Below are 19,235 nucleotides of genomic sequence, written 5' to 3' on the forward strand. Positions count from 1 at the left end.
TCCAAACATATCTTCAGTTGGATTGGATTTTAATAATTTTTTATTTCAAGGCGTAGCGGTAGCTACGACACCCGACAACAACGCGAAAATAAGAAATTTAGATGCGAGATTATTCAGGAAATCAACTTGTTGGCACACTGCCTTACTGATTTCTGTTTTTCTTTACGAAGAGGGCGAGCAGGATACCGACGATGGTCACTGCCATGTTCAGGAGAAGGATCATTCTCGGAGCGCTGCTTCCGCCAACTTTGGTAATGTATCCTGCAAGGCTTAAGATTGTGTAGTTCGCGATGCTGGATGCGATCATTACCAGTGAGGTTGCTGTTCCCTTATTCTCAGGGAAGAACTCTGCTGTTGTGGAAACTGCCAGCTGGAGAACACCGCCTGCACCTGCATATCCGATCACAAAACCACCTACCAGACAAATAAACGGAGCCTGGATAAAGTAGCAGAGAGCCAGCATAATTGTAGAGATTAACGGATAGAGGATCAGGACGTTAATCTCTTTCAGACCTTTTTTGATAAATGCTGCTGTTGCAAGGATGGCAGTTGCAGTTCCCAGGGCATACAGGGACTGAATCTTTGAAGGGTCTGCCATACCATAGGAACGGGCAAGTTCCTGATTACAGTTCAGCCATAACATAAAGGTTGAGGAGCTGGTGAATCCGATCAGAATTGCAGCGATCGCTGCAGGGGAAATCTTGTGTCCGGATTTCTTCTTATCAGCTTTAGCCTGTACTGCCTTCTCTCTCGCCGGAAAGGGGAGGATCAGAATTAGGATTCCGTCAATGAGGATTGCAATACCTGCTACGATAAAGATTGTCTTATATGACATATTTGCAGATGCTACGATTCCGATCAGGAATGGAAGCAGGAACTGGCTCAGGCAGATGGAAAATTTTGTAAACAGGTTGGCTACTGACGGGTTGTTTACATAGATTTCCATACAGGTAGGGCTTACGCAGGTATCGAGGAAAGAGTTTGCAATTCCGCCGATCACTGCAAATGCATATCCCATTGCCATGGATGTGGAATTAGCCATTCCAAAGAAGTATGCCACATAACAGAGCACACCGATAATTCCGCTCAGTTTTCTTCCGTATTTGTCAGACAGAGGACCGGAGAAAGGAAGAGAAATCAGACGCCCCAGTCCAAGTGCTGCAATTACAGATACTACCATACTTACATCCAGTGTGCCATCGGCCAGGGGATTCGCACCCCAGGCAGCTGCAAACTCCGGTTTGTACTGCCCCAGGATAGAAGCACCGATTCCATGGATGAAATAAGTGAAATATGCTGCAAGGGAGGTGAAAATGAGCATTTTATTTGTTTTCTGTTTCATTTTGGTCTCCTAGGTTATTATTACTTGTTTTCGTTTTCTTCCTGGAATTTCTGGTATTCAGCTGTTGGCATTTCCAGTCCTGTGTAGAGTTTGTAAGCTGCAGCTCCCTGCCATAACAGCATTCCTTTCTGCCGATTGCAAGCTTGCAGCCTGCTTCTTTGGCTTCTTTTACCATTCTTGTTTCAGCAGGATTGTAAACAACGTCTGCTACTACAAGATCAGGGCGGAACATGGATTTATCTTTGATCAGAGTAAGCTCTTCGTGAGGTTTCATTCCTGCAAGTGTTGCGTTTACGAGGATGTCTGCGTTTGCAACCTCTTCTTTCAGTTTTGCCTCATCTTCCAGATCAAATACAGAAACTTTACAATCCGGTGTTTCTTTGCTCAGTTTCTCTGCTGTGGACTCTGCACGTGCAAAGAATGGGTCTTTCGGATTGAAGATAGAAATGGATTCTGCTCCGTCTAATGCACACTGTACCTGGATTGCTGTTGCAGCACCGCCTGCACCGAGAACTACCATTTTTTTGCCTTTTACGTCAACGCCATGTTCTTTTAAGTTGCGGACAAATCCGATACCATCTGTGATATGTCCTACTAATTTGCCGTCTTCATTAACGATTGTGTTAACTGCACCGATGATTCTTGCTGCAGGTGAAAGCTCATCCATGTGTTTTGCAACTTCGTTCTTGCATGGCATAGTTACGTTTGCGCCTCTCATTTTGAAAAGACGGATTGCATCCAGAGCAGCCGGAACCTGGTCTTCCTTGATGTCAAATGCCATGTAAGCATAGTCAAGGTTATGATGACGGAAGCTGAAGTTATACATTGCCGGTGATCCTGAGTGTCCTACCGGGCTTCCGATAAGTGCCATTAATCCTGTTGTTCCTTTAATTCTCTGTTCCATTTCCTGTTTGCCTCCTGAAATATTTTTAATTATAATGTAGACGCTACCTCATACGCTTCTTTCGTAGCATCAAGTGCTCTTCTTGCGCGGGTGGCATCGCCGATCACATAGGTATCCGGTACGATGGCTTTGATCTCTTCGCCGAATGGGTTGTAGTTTCTGAATCCCATGGAGAGGATGACAGAATCATAGCCTCTGGATTCATGTCTCTGTCCGTCTGCTGTCTCGTACTCTACGCCGTCCTCATAGAATTTGCATACCTTTGCACCTGTGATCTCTTTGATCTTGTAATCTTCGAAATCTTTCATCAGGTAAACTCTATGCTCGTGGATCACGTCGGCACCTACAGTGTCTCTGAACTCAATGACTGTTACATCATGGTTCTGCTCACCGAGGAATGCTGCTGTCTCGCATCCCACCATTCCGCCGCCTACAACAAGAACTTTCTTTCCTGCTGCTCTCTTGCCGTCAAGGAGATCAGAGCCATGGATAATTGCAGGATTGTCGATACCTTCGATCGGAAGGATCAATGTTCTGGAACCGGAAGCAACAATTACGCTGTCTGGTTTCTCTTCCCTGATAAGATCCAGAGTTACTTCCTGATTCATTTTGATTGTTACGCCTGCTTTCTGGCAGCGTACGATATAGCTGCGGATCATGTTTGTGATGTCGCCTTTTCCCGGAGGATAAGCAGCAAGACGCATGTTTCCGCCAAGTTTATCACTTGCTTCATAAAGTGTTACCTGATGACCTTTTTCCTGTGCGATAAATGCAGCGCAAAGACCTGCAACACCGCCGCCGATTACCATTACTTTTTTCGCTTTTTCTGCAGGAGCAATGCCCTCAGCTTCATGTCCAAGGAATGGGTTTACAAGACAGCATACAGGGTTTCCTGCATACATGTTTGCCACGCAGCCCTGAAGACATGCGATACATGGGATCATATCCTCCAGTCTTTCTTCCTGCGCTTTTAATGGCATATAAGGATCTGCAAGGCTCTGACGTCCGAATGCAACCAGGTCACAGCGTCCTTCTTTTACCATTAATTCCGCAAACTGCGGTTCTGTATAACGTCCTACTGTGATCACCGGGATAGATACGGCACGTTTGATCTCTTCTACCTGAGAAGCGGAGAAACCGCCGTGTGTGACTGTCGGTGCCCACATAAATTCATCGCGGATGTGAACAGCTCTGGATACATGGATGGCATCCAGTCCGCATCCTTCCAGATATGCAGCGATCGCAGCACTGTCATGCACATCAAGACCGCCCGGTACTTCATCACAGCTGTTGATTCTTGCAAGAACTGCAATCTTTCCTTCTGTCATCTTCTTAACTTCTTCGATGATCAGACGGGAGAAACGCATTCTGTTCTCAAAGGAACCACCAAATTCGTCCAGTCTCTTGTTTGTTCTCGGGGAAAGGAAGGTACTTACCAGATAGCCGTGTGCCATATGGATCTCAACTGCATCTACGCCTGCTTCCATGGCTCTCTTTGCTGCGAGGCCATAGCCTTTTACCAGTTCATAAACTTCTTCAGTTGTAACTTCCTTTGGTGTATCTCTTCCACAGTCTGACGGAATACTTGTAGCTGCCTCGATCGGTGCACCTGCGTTCTTTGCATTTCCTTCAGGGCCTGCATTCTGAAGCTGTACGGAAACCTTTGCTCCCTCTGCATGACAGGCATCTACTACCTTGCGGAAGCTTTCGATTGTGGAGTCATCATAAAGACATGGCTTGCGGGGGCCGCCCTTTGCGCCTTTATGTACTACTGTTGCTTCGATTGTGATCAGACCGAAGCCGCCTTTTGCTCTTTCACGATAATAAGCTGCGGACTGTTCACTCATGCTTCCGTCTGTGTTTGCAAAGTTGTTTCCCATTGGCGGAACTACGAAGCGGTTCTTTACTGTCATTGGACCGATGTTGATCGGCTGAAACATTGCATTAAATTTCATGTGACCTTCTCCTTTTTTCGAATTCTTTTCTATTAATTATTCATTCTCTATTTTGTATTCATTCAGAATGCGGATCAGGCAGGCGTGGAGATTTCTGCCTGATCCTTTAATCTGTTGGTTTATCCGTCAGATACTTACTGAAGAACTTCCGGCCATGCTTCCTCAAGCACTTTCTTTGTGTTCTCATATGTATGGTTTGCAGCATATTCAAGTCCTTTTGCAAGGATTGCATCGCTGATGACTTCTACACCGATTGCGTTTGGTTTGATTCCTTTTTCTTTTACCATCTTAACGAACGCTGCTGTACATCCGATTCCTGTTCCGGGAGCAAGACGGTCATGCATGGATTCGTCTCTTAAGATTGTTGTTGCATATGGTCTTTCCCATACATCGTTGATCTGGATGGATACGATCTTGTCTGCCGGGATGTCTTCGATCACAGAAAGGTCAACCGGCTGATTTGCTCTTACCCAGTGCCAGGTATCCATGATCAGTTTTGCATTCTCGCAGTCAGCTGCCTTTACAACTGCCCAGCCTTTTTTCATATCCGGGATTCCGCTGTATGGCATTGGTTCAACACCAATGATGTATTTTCCTGCTCTCTGGCATAATTCTCTTAATTTCTGAGCAGTATATTCTACGGAGTAGTTTTCCATCAGACCACAGTTGATCTGTTTTACGTCAAATAATTCACACATATGGAAGCAGAGCTGTTCTTTGTATTTCTGTTCGTAAGATCTGTGTTCTTCTGCCCACTGTACGATGTACTCAACCTCTGTTACTTTCATACCATGTTTGTCCAGAATAGCAAGAATGTCTTTGTCAAAAAGTCCCTCATTCAACGCATCTACATAAGTTTCTGCACGAAGGCCGATTCCTTCGTATCCTGCGTTCTTTGCAGCGATCACTCTGTCTTCAAATTTGCACTGATCTCCCAGTGTCCAGGAACTGATAGTAATTGGAAATTCTTTTGACATCTTTTTGTCCTCCTGATAAAATCGCATAATTTTTCTATTTATTTTGATAATATTTTGTATCTTTTTGATATAAGCATTATATATCTTTGTTAAATATAAAACAAATTAGTTCTATCCTTTAAATTCATAGATTTTTTCAATACATCATGATATAATCTACATATATGACAAATACAGCGCGGATTATTTGTGCAAGAGTGACTATAATTATAGTTTTCCGAAGCATTAAAGGACTATGAAAGCCTGCACATAAAATATAGTCACTTATAAAATATTTATCAGAGAAAGGAGTTTTTCTATGAACCTGTATCATCTGCGGTACTTTTCTACGCTGGCTCATATTGAACATTACACAAAAGCCGCTGATATTCTGGCGATCACCCAGCCTTCGCTGAGTTATGCGATCTCCACTCTTGAGGAAGAACTGGGCGTGAAACTGTTTGAAAAAAATGGAAGGAATGTTACTCTTACCAAGTATGGAAAAGTTTTCCTGAATGACGTGGAAGAGGTACTGAACCGTCTGGACTCTTCTGTGAACAGTCTGAAGCTGGCAGGTAAAGGGGAAGGCTGCATTGATGTGGTATTCCTGCGTACACTTGGAATTGATTTTCTTCCTAAGATCATGCGGGGATTTCTGGAGGAAAATCCTACTAAAAAGATAGATTTTAATCTGTATTGTGATAAAGTTTTAACATCTGATATTCTGAACGGATTAAAAGAGAAGAAATATGATCTGGGGTTCTGTTCCAAACTTGATAATGAGCCGCTGATCGAGTTTATTCCGGTTGCCAGACAGGAGCTGGTTGTGATCGTACCTCTGGATCATCCGCTGGCAGTAAAGGATGAAGTACGGCTGGAGGATACCATTCCTTATAAACAGATTATATTTAAGAAGAGAAGTGGTCTGAGACAGATCATTGACGGACTATTTGAATGTATCGGGCAGACACCGGATGTGGCTGATGAGATTGACGAGGATCAGGTTGCTGCAGGCTTTGTCTCCAACGGCTTTGGAATCTGCGTAGCTCCCAATATTCCGATCCTGCAGTCTCTGAATGTAAAAGATCCTTCCCTTAGTTTCTCCAAGCTGGCAGAGAAACTTCTATATGGCAATGTTGAAGAACGTATACCATCCACCGGTTGTGGAAGCATTTAAGAAATATGTGATCGAGCAGGCACAGAAGGAATGGGATTATAAGACCAGCTGATCTGACTTAACAAAATATCAGAATACAAAAAGATATGGGACTGTCCCGTCAGTCGAGACACCCCATATCTTTTTATAATAACCGATACATTCAATATTATGACTTGATATCCGGCACTTCTGATATCATAAACCAGATCTGTCATGTTATATTATTTTTCTTCATCCATGGTGCGGAGTCTGTGTACCAGTTCTTCGCAGATTTCCAGTTCGTTCTTGCCGTCTGTTTCGATGATGATATCAGCCGCTGCCTCGTATTTAGCGCGGCGTTTCTCCATCAGATCTGCGATAAATGGAACAGTCTTATTGTTCTCGATCAGCGGACGGTCATGGTTATTTTTGACGCGGTCAAGGATTGTCTCCGGTTTTGCTGTGAGGAGAACAACACGGCCATTCTTCTTCATCTCTACTACATTGCACTCTCTCATTGGAGTACCGCCGCCGCAGGAGATCACAACATTGCTGCGTGACTGCATTTCGATAAGCAGATTTGTCTCAAGATCACGGAAATACTGCTCACCGTATGTCTCGAAGATATCGGAAATACTCATTCCCTGTCTCTGGGCAATGATCTGATCCATCTCTACCACATCCATGGCAAATACATTCTTAAGGAAATCAGAAATTGTGGACTTACCCGTACCCATAAAGCCGATCAGTACGATATTATAATCGAAGAGCTTTCTCGCCTGGATCCGTTTACTGTTTGTGCGGATGCATTCAAATACATCGGAAACCTCATCCTTATGGCGTCTGCCTTCCATTCTCTTCTCCAGCCATTCTTTCTGCTTCGCTTCCTGCTCAGGCTGTAAAATCTGGAGTCCGTTGGCTTCTTTATATGCCATAATGTCCTCCACGATCCTGTTACGCATGATAAGTGCATCCAGAATGATCTCATCACACTGGCCAAGACTCTCTCTGAGTATTTCTAACTGATTCATATCTCTTTCCTCTGTCTTTCCTATGTCAGTTTGCAGCAGACCGCAGATCAGCCACAGGCTGACATAAACTATTCACGAACGGCAATATATGAATGCCGACTGTTAAGATTTATTATATCAATATCGCTTTCGTATAGCAACCCTTTAAACCATTAAATTGTTTCATCTGTTCGATAGTTTTTTTCTATGAATTCGACAGACGATTCTATGGCAAGACTCTGATGACGTTTCTTTAAGGTTTCCATATAAATGTATTTAATGAAAAAAATCATGAAATACTTTTTCAGTGTACCATTTAAAACTGATTTTTTCCACTGATTTCTCCGCATAGACCGGATAAAAATCTATCAGTTTTCCATCCAGGTAATAGGCAATGCGGCCAAGCTTCTCCCCCTTAAGAACCGGTGCACTGACTTTCTGTGGAATTTCTATTTTACAGGTTACAGTTTCCCCTTTTTTCAGAAGGACTTCTTTTTCCCTGTCATATGCGGTTACACTGCATTTACCTCTCAGATAGATTTTCGTTCCTATATCCTGACCATCTTCCACACCGTCTGTTACCAGGATTTTTCCGGTCTGTGGTTCTTTCCAGTAGGTTTCGTACTCATAGTTGTAATCTCCGAAGTCCAGCAGTTTCTCTGTATCACTCCATTTATAGGTTTTGTGGTTGGGCCACCCACAGCCAAGGAGGCTGACGATAAATGTTTTGCCCTCTCTTTCCCAGGCACATACATAACAGTAGCCAGCCTGGGAAGTATAGCCTGTTTTTCCGGCAAGAACTCCGTCTCTCATGTCAAGAAATGCGTTGGCATTATGTACAGAAAAGGTTCTCTTTCCTGTGATCTCAGAGAATGTATAGTCTCTGGTCTGTGCAATGTGCAGGAATGTTTCGTTTTTAACAGCATAGCGCATGATCAGTGCCAGATCTTTGGCTGTTGTGTGATGTTTTCCGTTCTCATCCTCAGCATCCAGGCCATTGGGTGTGATAAAATACGTATTCTTACATCCTATCTGTTTTGCTTTCCGGTTGAGCATTCTGGCAAAGCCTTCCACGCTTCCCCCGCAGTGTTCTGCAATGGCCACCGCTGTATCATTGTGGCTTTTCAGCATAAGGGAGTACAGAAGATCCTCCAGATAATACTGTTCTCCCTTCTGAAGTCCCAGCTTTACTTCCGGCTGGGATGCCGCATTCTGAGAAACCAGAACATAATCATCCCCCGGAGAGTTCTCCAGTGCCACAATACAGGTAAGCACCTTGGTTGTGCTGGCATTTGCCAGAGGACGCTCCCCGTCCTTTTCATAGAGTACTCTGCCGGACTCTCCGTCCATGAGGACTGCTGATAATGCGTACAGTTCTGCCGGTTCTTCTGCAACAGGTGTCATGTCTACTGTCTGAGGTATTTTGTACTCCGCTCCCCGGGCGGAGGTGTATGTCTGCGTAAACAATAATACCGCCGTCACAACAATGACAGCGGCAATATGTTTCATTCTCATACTCCACCTCACATGCTGGCAATCCATGAATATCACTGTTCATAATTTACGGTTATTCACAGATCTGTTGTTTACAGGATATCTGCAGGATTTTGCTTCACCCTATAAGATAATTTATGCCTGCATGTCCGGAATATGACTGTCACAGTTCCGAAAAATATCGGGATATACCCATTACCCGTTATAAGTCCGGTCCCATCTTTTGCTCAGATGATAAGCTCCCTCTCTTAAGGTATAAAGTTCTCCCAGATATTCCACAGCTTCAGGAATCGCCTCTCTGTAAAACCTCTCAAGTTCAGGCATGGGAGCTTTTGCCTGCTCTACTGCTTCGGCAGTCATGAAATGTTCAATGACAGAGCCGATGGACTCTCCTCCCAGTCTCAGAAGTTTCCCCAGAATCCTGCGTTTTCTTCCATGGTCATCACACACCATGAAATTGGTAAGAATTTTCATCATCCTGACAGAAATATAAATGTTTATGGTTTTCACCAGAGGAATGGCCCTGTGGATCACTCTGGCATATTCCATCTTCGGCATGATCCCGCAGGCCGGATAATAATGGTCGGGATCTTTACCTGTCTCTTCCATAAGCACACGGTCAAATTCCTTCTCCAGAACAATGTGAGGAATAACTCCTTCTGCCGCCATCTTATTTACATAGGGATGGCATGCGGAGTCCAGAATATAATGACAGCCAAATCCAAGAAGATATGCAAAAAGTGCCTCATCATCATTTCTTCTGACCTGCCGCATCCCTTCTTCAAAAAAGGCTCTTGCCTTCTCATGATGCATCTCAATCCCGAACTGGGTGACAGGATTCTTTGAAACCATATAGTAGAACAGGATATCCGGCCCATGTAAACCGATCCTGTACAAGTCCCCATGTCTGCGGATCAGGGCTTTCATATCTGAAGGCAGTCTCTTATATACTTCTTTTCCAAATAAATCATGCGCATATGTGGTTGGCATTAGTTTTTTCTCCTTTATCTTACACATCCAGTTTCAGCTGGATTTCTTCCTCTGCCTCTGCCTTAAAGTCCTCTATCTGGACAGGGTCAGGGACAGGCAGGGATTCCAGATCCTGTACGCCGAAGCAGCGCAGAAACTCTTCCGTAGTTCCAAGCAGGATCGGACGTCCGGGGGCATCCAGACGCCCCAGCTCCCTGACCAGACTGTATTCTACCAGCTTGTTGATGGCGTGGTCACATTTTACCCCTCGGATCTTCTCGATCTCTGCCTTTGTAACCGGCTGTTTGTATGCAATGATGGATAAGGTTTCCAGCATAACATCTGACAGTGCCGGCTTCTGAGGATGCAGGGCAATATTGATCAGATACTGATAATATTCTTTCTTTGTACACATCTGGAAAGAATTCTCCAGCTCTATGATCTGGATGCCTCTGTTCTCTTCCTGATAACGGTCCATCATATTGCGGATGATCCTTCCTGTTGTCTTCTCGTCCACACCGATGGCTCTGGCGATCCGGGGCAGTTCTACGGAACCGCCCATTGCAAAAAGTATTGCTTCTATCGCAGCTTCTGTCTCCTTAATCTTCACTCAGTCTTCCTCATTCCTTTTATTACATATTGATCTCCGTATTCTATGGTTCATCTTCCGCAAATTCTGTAAGATTCTTCCATGTATCCGGGTCTGTCTGTACTTCAACAGAGATATCGTCAAACAGCCCGTCCTGCTCTACATGGATATGTCCCATTTTCATCAGTTCCAATATGGAGAGAAAGGTGACGATCACCTGTACTTTCGAGCACTGACTCTCCAGGAGATTGCGGAAGCTGAATTTTCGATGGGTACGGGCAAAATCTTTGATCTCTATCATCTTATCAGACAGACTGACCTCTTCCTTCTCGATGGTTCCGAATTTACTTCGGATAGGATCGACCTTGTCTTCCTGCCTGCGGATGATGGACTTGTAGATTGCATTCAGCTTCTCCAGTGTGAGACCTGCCAGAAGTTCCTTTGGATCTACAGGCTCTCTGTACTGCAGTACCTCATCGGGAAGAGTGGGCTCTTTAAAGAATACATTTGCCGCATCGTCCATCTTGTCCTTCAGCTCATAGGACATAAACTTATACATCTTATATTCCAGAAGTTTCTCCACCAGTTCCGCTCTTGGATCTTCCTCTTCTCCCTCCTCATTGACTTCTTTCGGGAGAAGCATTTTACACTTGATATCCAGCAATGTGGCTGCCATAACCATAAACTCGCTCATAACACCAAGGTCTTCCCGCTCCATGGCATGGATGTATTCCATATACTGATCTGTGATCTCCACGATGGGGATATCATAGATATCTATTTTATTTTTTTCGATAAGGTGCAGTAAGAGATCCAGAGGACCTTCAAATACTTCCAGCTTTACCGGAATTCCCATAGCACAGTCTTTTCCTTTTCAAGTAAATATTTCGCTGCCATACAGTCAGCAGACAGTAACAATATTCTCAGGCATTCGGTTTCAGATCCACCATCAGCAATTCCCTGGGATTATGGATCCTTACAGGTATGGTGTGTTCCCCTGCTCCTGCGCTTACCAGCATATGCTGTTCCTTCCTGTGGAAATCTCCGCAGCAGAACTTCGGAAATGGATGAAGCTGTGGGGAAAGCATCCCATTGTGCCTGCCAATTCTTACAATCCCTCCATGATAATGCCCGCTCAGGATCAGATCTGCCCCCCAGTCAAAATAGGTATCTCCATATTTGGGACTGTGAGCCAGAAGAATATTCAGGGAATCGGAAGATGGTTCTCCGATCAGTTCCCTGATTTCCTCTCTTTTAAGCTGTGGAGAAAATGGCTTTTTATAATAGATCAGAGGTACTTCCAGACCATAGACAGTAAGGCTGTTTTTTCCCACCTGCAGGCTGCAGGATTCATTATGCAGGATATGGATCCCGGCTGTCTTCAGCTCCTTTTCATATTCCTGATATCGGGCTGCCATACAGTTCTCCTGAGGATCTGTCCTGTACAGCTTATATTCATGGTTTCCCAGTGCATAATAAACCGGATACTGCTGAGCAAGGCTCCTCAGAAGAGATGATGCAGTCTTTAAAGAAACAGAATCATTTCTCACGATCATATCACCGGCAATGAGGATCCCATCCGGTCTGTACCGGTGGATCGTCTCCAGAAGCTTTCTGTTATCAGGGCCAAATTCCATGCCATGAAGATCTGCGATCACAGCAAATCTGATGCCTCTCGCATCCTTTATTTTGTTAGAATGGATTGTATAATGTACGGTTTTAAATCTTTTCATGCAAGTTTTCTTTTCCCTTTATGTTCACTTTGTGTCTGACAACGCATTCTGCGGGATATTATTTTCCGAATCCGCAGTTCGGGAATGTACAGACATCACAGTTCAGGCAGAGTCCACCCTCTCCAAGTTGGTTAATCTCTGATAATGTGATCTCATCATCTGCCATCAGTCTTGGCAGAAGCAGATCAAAGATGGTATTCTTTGCATACATAACACATCCCGGAAGCCCAAGGATCGGTATCTGCCTGCCGTCTTTCTCATAATAGGAAACCAGCATCATAGCTCCCGGAAGTACTGGTGCACCGTAAGATACGATGCGGGTTCCTGTTGCTTTGATCGCACCCGGAGTTCTGTCATCCGGATCTACGCTCATTCCACCGCTGCAGACTACCATATCGGCTCCCTCTTCGATAAATTTCAGGATGTCGGCTGTTATCTGTTCCATATCGTCACCCGGTTTTGTCTGACCGATGACCTCTGATGGAAATTTTGCAAATTTATCTCTCAGTACAGGAGTGAAGGTGTCAGTGATCAGACCTTTCTGCACTTCACTTCCTGTTGTTACGATACCCACCTTTTTCTTCTTATATGGCAGAATGGAAAAGATCGGCTCTGTGCCTGCCACCTCTGCTGCACGATCCATTTTCTCCTTCTCGATCACCAGAGGGATAATTCTGGTTCCTGCAAGTTTGTCGCCCTTCTTTACAGGAAAATCTCCATGGCGGGATGCAATCATCATCTCTCCAAGTGAGTTGACAGCCAGCAGAGCTTCCCTGCGGATCTTAAGCACTCCGTCAATGTCTGCGATCAGCTCGATTTTTCCCTCTTTTATATCAGAACCATGCATGGTGTCCGAATCTCCGGCACAGATCTTATAAAGGATCTCTGCGCCTTCATTCTCATGAAGGATTCCTTCTTTCTTCTCCCACACATATAAATGTTCTTTTCCTACAGAGAGTAACAGAGGAATATCCTCTTCTCTGACAATATGACCTTTCTTAAAAAGCACCCCTTTTTTTACATCTTTGATAATCTGTGTGATGTCATGGCATAAAATGTGCCCTACGGCATCTTCTGTACGGATTTCTTTCATTAATATAGTACCTTCCTTTTGTTTTTTATTTCCCTCAATACCCATTTGGATTTTATTATACATCGGATTGCTGTCCTTTGTCAAAAAATTATAGAATTGTCCAAAATACTTTTTGTTTACAGGTTACTGTTCACTCTGTTCTCAGTAACGTTTACAATCTCATGAAGACTTTTTTCAGGCAGTCTGGATATGTGGCTTTTCCTGCATTTTCCCCATAAAGGATCCGCACTCTTCCCAGTTCCTTCCCATCGACGGAATAGATCATCTCCCCTGCCAGGGTGTTCTTTTTCACCGGAGCCTTTACTTCCCTGTGGATTCTCAGCTTTCTTTTTACATTCCCGATATTCTGTCCTGTGGTATCCAGATAATGGAACTGTTCTTCATAAACCAGGGAAACCGCCTTTTTCTTTCCATTTCTGACCGGGATCTCAGGCAGAGCTTCCATTTTCTTATCTATGTACAGGCTGCATTTTGAAAAGCCATAATTTAACATGGAGGCTGCATCTTTAAATCGCACTTTATAGTCCGGGGCTGCCATCACTACTGCGATCAGAGTAATGTCATTTCTTTTGGCGACTGCGCTGAGGCAGTATTTTGCAATGCTGGTGCTTCCTGTCTTCAGACCGACACAGCCCTCATAGCTGCGGATCAGTTTGTTGGTATTGGTAAGTCCGAATTCCTTGGTCCCCTGCCTGGTCACATGGGTGATATTTTCCATCCATATGGAAGAATATTCCAGAATTTTCGGATATTTTGTGATCAGTTCCCTGCTCATGATGGCAATGTCCCTGGCTGTTGTGTAATGATCGGAAGATTCTGTCAGACCACAGCAGTCTTCAAAATGAGTATTTTTCATCCCAAGTCCTTCTGCCCGTTCATTCATGTGGCGGACAAATTCCTGTTCACTGCCGCAGATATGCTCTGCCATTGCTACGCTGGCATCGTTTCCTGACGCGATTACAATGCATTTGATCAGGGTTTCCACTGTCTGGATTTCCCCCTCCTCCAGAAACACCTGAGAACCGCCCATTGACTTTGCATGTGCACTGGTTGTGACTGTGTCGTCCATTTTCAGGCTGCCTTTATCCAGAGCATCAAAGATCAGGATCAGAGTCATGATCTTCGTGATACTGGCAGGGCTTCGTCTGGTATCCGCATCCTTCTGATAAACGACTGTTCCTGTCTGCGCTTCCATTAAGATTCCTGATGGTGCTTCAATAAGATCTGTGGATTCTGCCTGTTTGGTATTGCTTTCCTCGGGCAAAAAGATTCCGGCGGCATAAGCAGGGGTAATGATAGTGCAGACCATGATGATCACAGCGCATATTATGGAGATCCATTTTTTTCGCATATTCTCTCTCCGATCAATGTACCGGCAGGCTGCCGGCTCTAAGACTACTTTCTTTATTCATTATATAGCAATCCAATAAAATAATGCATCTTAATCCGATACCTGATCATAATCAGATAAAAAGCACTGAAAACCATAAAAATACGATTTTCAGTGCTCATTTTACATCAGCGGCGCAAATGCGCGGAAAATATTCTGCATGATACGCAGCCCTATATTTCTGTTCAGGCAGAATTCCGGTTCTATCTGCCTGCAATATTCCATAGTCTGGATAAAATCATCTTTTATATCCTGTATTACTCTGTTTCTGTAAATCCATACACCATCCTCAAAATGAAGATAAAGACTTCGATAGTCCAGGTTGATGGTTCCCACAACTCCAATCTCATCATCACTCACAAAGGATTTTGCGTGAAGGAAACCGGGCTGATATTCATAAATCTTTACACCGGCTTCCAGAAGCTGTCTGTAATAGGATTGGGTAAGGATAAATACCAGCTTCTTGTCAGGGATTCCCGGCGTCATAATACGCACGTCCACCCCGCTTTTGGCTGCCAGACAGAGGGCAGTCATCATCTCATTATCTATGATCAGATAGGGAGTACAGATATATACATATTTTTTTGCCTTGTTGATAATGTTCAGATATACATCTTCACCGACAACCTCCTCATCCAGAGGTGTATCACAGAATGGCTGGACAAATCCGTCACTCTCAAATTCTTCCTCATGATATCTGTGGGGAAAATAGGCTTCATAATCGACACTCTCTTCAGATCTGCCGATCACTGCCCACATATGGAGAAACATTACCGTCATATTCCAGACAGCTTCCCCTTTGAGCATAACAGCGGTATCCTTCCAGTGTCCGAAACGCGCTTTCTGGTTGATATATTCATCTGCAAGATTGATGCCTCCCGTAAATCCAACCCATCCGTCAATAATGCAGAGCTTCCTGTGATCCCGGTTATTCTGGATAATATTCAAAATGGGACGGAAAGGATTAAATACCTGACATTTGATTCCTTTTTTCTGAAGCTCTTCATAATATTTATGGGGAAGTGTTGTAAGACAGCCAAATCCGTCATAGATCAGGCGCACATCAACGCCCTCCGCAGCTTTCTTTTCCAGAATATTCAGGATTGTCTGCCACATCACCCCATCATTGATAATGAAATATTCAATAAAAATGTATTTCTTCGCCTGTTTCAGTTCCCTCACAAGCACCGGAAACATATCATCTCCTACCTGAAAATACTCTGCAGTTGTGTTCTCATGGACCGGAAATCTGGAAACATCCGAAATATATCTGGACTGATTTGAAGCCGAGGGATCCAGAGCCTCCAGCTTCTGCCTCGTCTGTGGCCGATCCCGCAGATACTCCCTGCTCTCCTCAATCCTCTGTTCAAAATGCTGCTGCATGATTGCAGCGATCCTGGAACGTCCAAACACAAAATATAATACCACTCCAAGGATTGGCAGGATCAGGATCAGCATGGTCCAGGCCAGTTTATAGGAAGGATTTATTTCCTTATTCAAAATCCACAATACCAGCACAATACCTATCAGCCTTAATCCGATATCAATGTATCTGGAATACGCAGCCAGACGCAGTACCATCATTAAGATCCATCCGAGCTGGACAAGCATTGCAACCGCAACATAAAAGATTCTGTTGAAAATCAGCTTTGCCAGTTTTTTAAACAGTAAAAGGATCCAGTTTTTCTTTTCTTTAAGTATTTTGTTATTTTCTGCCTTCAAGATTACTTCCTTCCCCTGATTATTGTCCAAATTATGATAAAAATCCCTGACAGAACTGCCAGGGATTTTTGCGCACAATTAATTATATTTACGTTTTCTTGCGGCTTCAGATTTCTTTTTACGACGAACGCTTGGTTTCTCGTAATGCTCTCTTTTGCGGATTTCCTGCTGGATTCCTGCTTTTGCACAGCTTCTTTTGAATCTGCGAAGAGCGCTATCTAAAGTCTCGTTCTCTTTTACGATTACGTTTGACATAGACTCACACCTAACCTCCCTCCAGTTGTAGATTGTGCTAAAATACAACTGTCTGGGTATTTTTTCTTGCACAAGTGATATTATATATCATTGCCTGTGGGTTCGTCAACATCTTTTTGGTTAAATTTTGCAGATTTTTTTAGTTACTATTCACACGCCACTATCCCGCGAGGTGTTTTGGCATGTATATGCCAAAATCCCGAGACATACCGCGCGAATTTATGCGACTAGCATAAATTCTGTGCATCGCGAAGCGTGTTGCTGGTCACAAAGTGAGCAGTAACAATTTTTACTTTATCTGACCTTCAAGGATTCCTGCTGCTGCATCTACGGCTTCCTGAGCTTTGGCAGGGTTCTTTCCGCCGGCCTGAGCCATGTTCGGACGTCCGCCGCCACCACCGCCTACGATAGCTGCCACTGCTTTGATCAGGTTACCTGCGTGAGCGCCTGCTTTCTGTGCTGCATCAGTAGCCATTGCAAGAAGGTTTACTTTCTCACCGTTTACTGCTGCCAGAAGGACAACACCTTCACCAAGTTTGCCTTTCAGCTGGTCGCCAAGGTCACGAAGTCCGTTCATATCCACTCCGTCTACTTTTGCAGCAAGAAGTTTCACACCTTTGACTTCTACTACTTTATCCATAACATCTCCCAGAGCTCCCTGAGCCAGTTTACTCTTTAAGGATTCGTTCTCACTGGAGAGTGCCTTTACTTCTCCCTGAAGATGTCCGATCTTCTCTACGATCTCTGCAGGATTTGCTTTCAGGGCTTTTGCAGCTTCATGAAGAAGTTCTTCCTGTTTCTTATAGTATTCCAGAACACCATTTCCTGTCAGAGCTTCGATACGGCGCACACCTGCTGCAATACCGGATTCGGAAACGATCTTGAACAGCATGATGTTGCCTGTGTTTGCCACATGAGTACCACCGCAGAGTTCCTTGGAGAAGTCGCCCATGGATACCACACGTACCTTCTGGTCATATTTCTCTCCGAACAGAGCCATTGCTCCGGATTTCTTAGCCTCTTCCACATCCATAACATCTGTACGGACTTCAAGACCGGCCTGGATTTCTTTATTAACAAGCGCTTCTACCTGTGCGATCTCATCAGCTGTCATAGCCTGGAAATGAGCAAAGTCGAAACGAAGTCTGTCCGGTGTTACCAGAGAACCCTTCTGTTCTACATGACTTCCAAGAACTGTCTTTAATGCTTTCTGAAGAAGATGTGTTGCACTGTGGTTCTTCTCTGTATCTCTTCTTGCAGCTTCGTCCACTTTCAGGGAAACCGTTTCGCCTGTGGAGATCATACCGGATTCCATATGACCTACATGGCCAAATTTGCCGCCGCGAAGCTTGATGGTGTCTTCTACTACGAACTTACCGTTTGCAGTTTCGATCACACCTGTATCTCCGACCTGTCCACCCATAGTTGCATAGAATGGAGTCTGCTCTGTAAAGACAGTTCCTTTCTGTCCTTCCATCAGGGAGTTTACGATCTCTGTCTCTGTTGTAAGGACTGTTACTTTGGAATCAAAGGTAAGATGATCGTATCCTACGAATTCTGTTGTAACATTTACATCGATATCATCATATACAGTTGCGTCAGCACCCATAGTAGTTTGTCACTTCACGTGCAGAACGTGCTTTGTTTCTCTGCTCTTCCATACATTTCTGGAAGCCAGCTTCATCGATATCATATCCTTTTTCCTCAAGGATCTCTTTTGTAAGATCCATCGGGAATCCGTAAGTATCATATAATTTGAATGCATTTTCGCCGGAAAGTGTTTTCTCTCCTGCTGCTTTCATCTCATCTTCCATCTCTCCAAGGATACGAAGACCCTGGTCAATGGTCTTGTTGAACTGGTTTTCTTCATTTGTGAGAACTTTAAAGATAAATTCTTTCTTCTCTTCCAGCTCCGGATATCCTGCTTTGGAACCATTGATCACTTCTTCACTTAATTTTGCAAGGAAGGTGCCTTCGATTCCAAGAAGACGTCCGTGACGTGCTGCACGACGGATCAGACGGCGGAGTACATAACCGCGGCCTTCGTTTGTAGGCATGATACCGTCGGAGATCATAAATGTTGCAGAACGGATATGGTCTGTGATCAGACGGATGGATACGTCATCATTATAATTCTTCTCGTATTCTTTTCCGGAGATCTTACATACCAGGTTACGCAGTGCGCAGATAGTATCTACATCGAAGATGGAATCTACGTCCTGCACAACAACTGCCAGACGTTCCAGACCCATACCTGTATCAATGTTCTTCTGTTTCAGTGTTGTATAATTTCCGTTTCCATCGTTCTCAAACTGGGTAAATACGTTGTTCCATACTTCCATGTAACGGTCACAGTCACATCCTACTGTACAGCCAGGTTTTCCGCAACCATACTTCTCTCCACGGTCATAATAGATCTCTGAACATGGACCACAGGGACCTGCACCATGCTCCCAGAAGTTATCTTCTTTTCCAAAACGGAAAATTCTGTCAGCAGGGATTCCGATTTCTTTGTTCCAGATGTCAAATGCTTCATCATCTTCCAGATATACGGAAGGATAAAGACGGTTTGCATCCAGTCCTACTACCTCTGTAAGGAATTCCCAGGACCAGTGGATGGCTTCTGTCTTGAAATAGTCACCAAAGGAGAAATTACCAAGCATCTCAAAGAATGTACCGTGACGT

Annotated in this window: 13 protein-coding genes and 3 pseudogenes; 1 reads left to right on the forward strand and 15 read right to left on the reverse strand. The window is 44.2% G+C overall.

Annotated features, from left to right (window positions below; genetic code table 11):
* Positions 1–142: 142 nt before the first annotated feature.
* The 4 genes and pseudogenes from AC075J_RS04440 to AC075J_RS04455 all read right to left on the reverse strand — a co-directional run bounded on the left by AC075J_RS04440 (position 143) and on the right by AC075J_RS04455 (position 5,178).
* Entirely contained in the window at positions 143–1,342 is a 1,200-nt protein-coding gene (locus AC075J_RS04440; protein ID WP_118521075.1) for an MFS transporter, read from the reverse strand.
* A gap of 187 nt (positions 1,343–1,529) precedes the next feature.
* Positions 1,530–2,246 (reverse strand): annotated as a pseudogene (locus AC075J_RS04445) (shikimate dehydrogenase); the annotation flags it as partial.
* Positions 2,247–2,275: 29 nt separating this feature from the next.
* Positions 2,276–4,201, reverse strand: a complete 1,926-nt coding sequence (locus AC075J_RS04450; protein ID WP_055057866.1) for an oxidoreductase — start codon at positions 4,199–4,201, stop codon at positions 2,276–2,278.
* Positions 4,202–4,335: 134 nt separating this feature from the next.
* Complete coding sequence (locus tag AC075J_RS04455) at positions 4,336–5,178, reverse strand: sugar phosphate isomerase/epimerase family protein (protein WP_022381137.1); 843 nt, start codon at positions 5,176–5,178, stop codon at positions 4,336–4,338.
* Between the two features lie 298 nt (positions 5,179–5,476).
* Between AC075J_RS04455 and AC075J_RS04460 the strand changes: the two are divergent.
* Positions 5,477–6,386 (forward strand): annotated as a pseudogene (locus AC075J_RS04460) (LysR family transcriptional regulator).
* A gap of 151 nt (positions 6,387–6,537) precedes the next feature.
* Here AC075J_RS04460 and AC075J_RS04465 read toward each other — a convergent pair.
* From AC075J_RS04465 to alaS, 11 genes and pseudogenes are all read right to left on the reverse strand, one after another.
* Entirely contained in the window at positions 6,538–7,326 is a 789-nt protein-coding gene (locus AC075J_RS04465) for a shikimate kinase (RefSeq protein WP_173679233.1), read from the reverse strand.
* A gap of 255 nt (positions 7,327–7,581) precedes the next feature.
* Positions 7,582–8,814 (reverse strand): D-alanyl-D-alanine carboxypeptidase family protein, encoded by a 1,233-nt coding sequence (locus tag AC075J_RS04470; RefSeq protein WP_476390068.1) that lies wholly within the window; start codon positions 8,812–8,814, stop codon positions 7,582–7,584.
* Between the two features lie 180 nt (positions 8,815–8,994).
* Positions 8,995–9,789 carry a zinc dependent phospholipase C family protein gene (locus AC075J_RS04475; RefSeq protein ID WP_476390069.1) on the reverse strand — a complete coding sequence of 265 codons (795 nt, stop codon included), beginning with the start codon at positions 9,787–9,789 and terminating at the stop codon, positions 8,995–8,997.
* A 19-nt stretch (positions 9,790–9,808) separates the two neighbouring features.
* Complete coding sequence (scpB, locus tag AC075J_RS04480) at positions 9,809–10,378, reverse strand: SMC-Scp complex subunit ScpB (RefSeq protein ID WP_008704505.1); 570 nt, start codon at positions 10,376–10,378, stop codon at positions 9,809–9,811.
* 43 nt (positions 10,379–10,421) lie between these two features.
* Complete coding sequence (locus tag AC075J_RS04485; protein WP_022381132.1) at positions 10,422–11,213, reverse strand: segregation and condensation protein A; 792 nt, start codon at positions 11,211–11,213, stop codon at positions 10,422–10,424.
* Positions 11,214–11,280: 67 nt separating this feature from the next.
* Positions 11,281–12,090: a metallophosphoesterase gene (locus AC075J_RS04490; RefSeq protein ID WP_476390070.1), complete on the reverse strand. Its 810-nt coding sequence runs from the start codon at positions 12,088–12,090 to the stop codon at positions 11,281–11,283.
* Positions 12,091–12,148: 58 nt separating this feature from the next.
* The gene (locus AC075J_RS04495; protein WP_055053455.1) at positions 12,149–13,183 is read right to left on the reverse strand and encodes a molybdopterin-binding protein; all 1,035 of its coding nucleotides are present in this window, start codon (positions 13,181–13,183) and stop codon (positions 12,149–12,151) included.
* A 151-nt stretch (positions 13,184–13,334) separates the two neighbouring features.
* Positions 13,335–14,534, reverse strand: a complete 1,200-nt coding sequence (locus tag AC075J_RS04500) for a D-alanyl-D-alanine carboxypeptidase family protein (protein ID WP_476390071.1) — start codon at positions 14,532–14,534, stop codon at positions 13,335–13,337.
* A 162-nt stretch (positions 14,535–14,696) separates the two neighbouring features.
* Positions 14,697–16,184, reverse strand: coding sequence for a cardiolipin synthase (gene cls / locus AC075J_RS04505; protein ID WP_172679292.1), 1,488 nt, complete (start codon positions 16,182–16,184; stop codon positions 14,697–14,699).
* Positions 16,185–16,373: 189 nt separating this feature from the next.
* Positions 16,374–16,550, reverse strand: coding sequence for a 30S ribosomal protein S21 (gene rpsU, locus AC075J_RS04510; protein WP_004222305.1), 177 nt, complete (start codon positions 16,548–16,550; stop codon positions 16,374–16,376).
* 289 nt (positions 16,551–16,839) lie between these two features.
* Positions 16,840–19,235, reverse strand: a pseudogene (alaS, locus tag AC075J_RS04515) (alanine--tRNA ligase); the annotation flags it as partial.

It is taken from the genome of Blautia sp. ZXY-1-C6 (assembly GCF_056339875.1).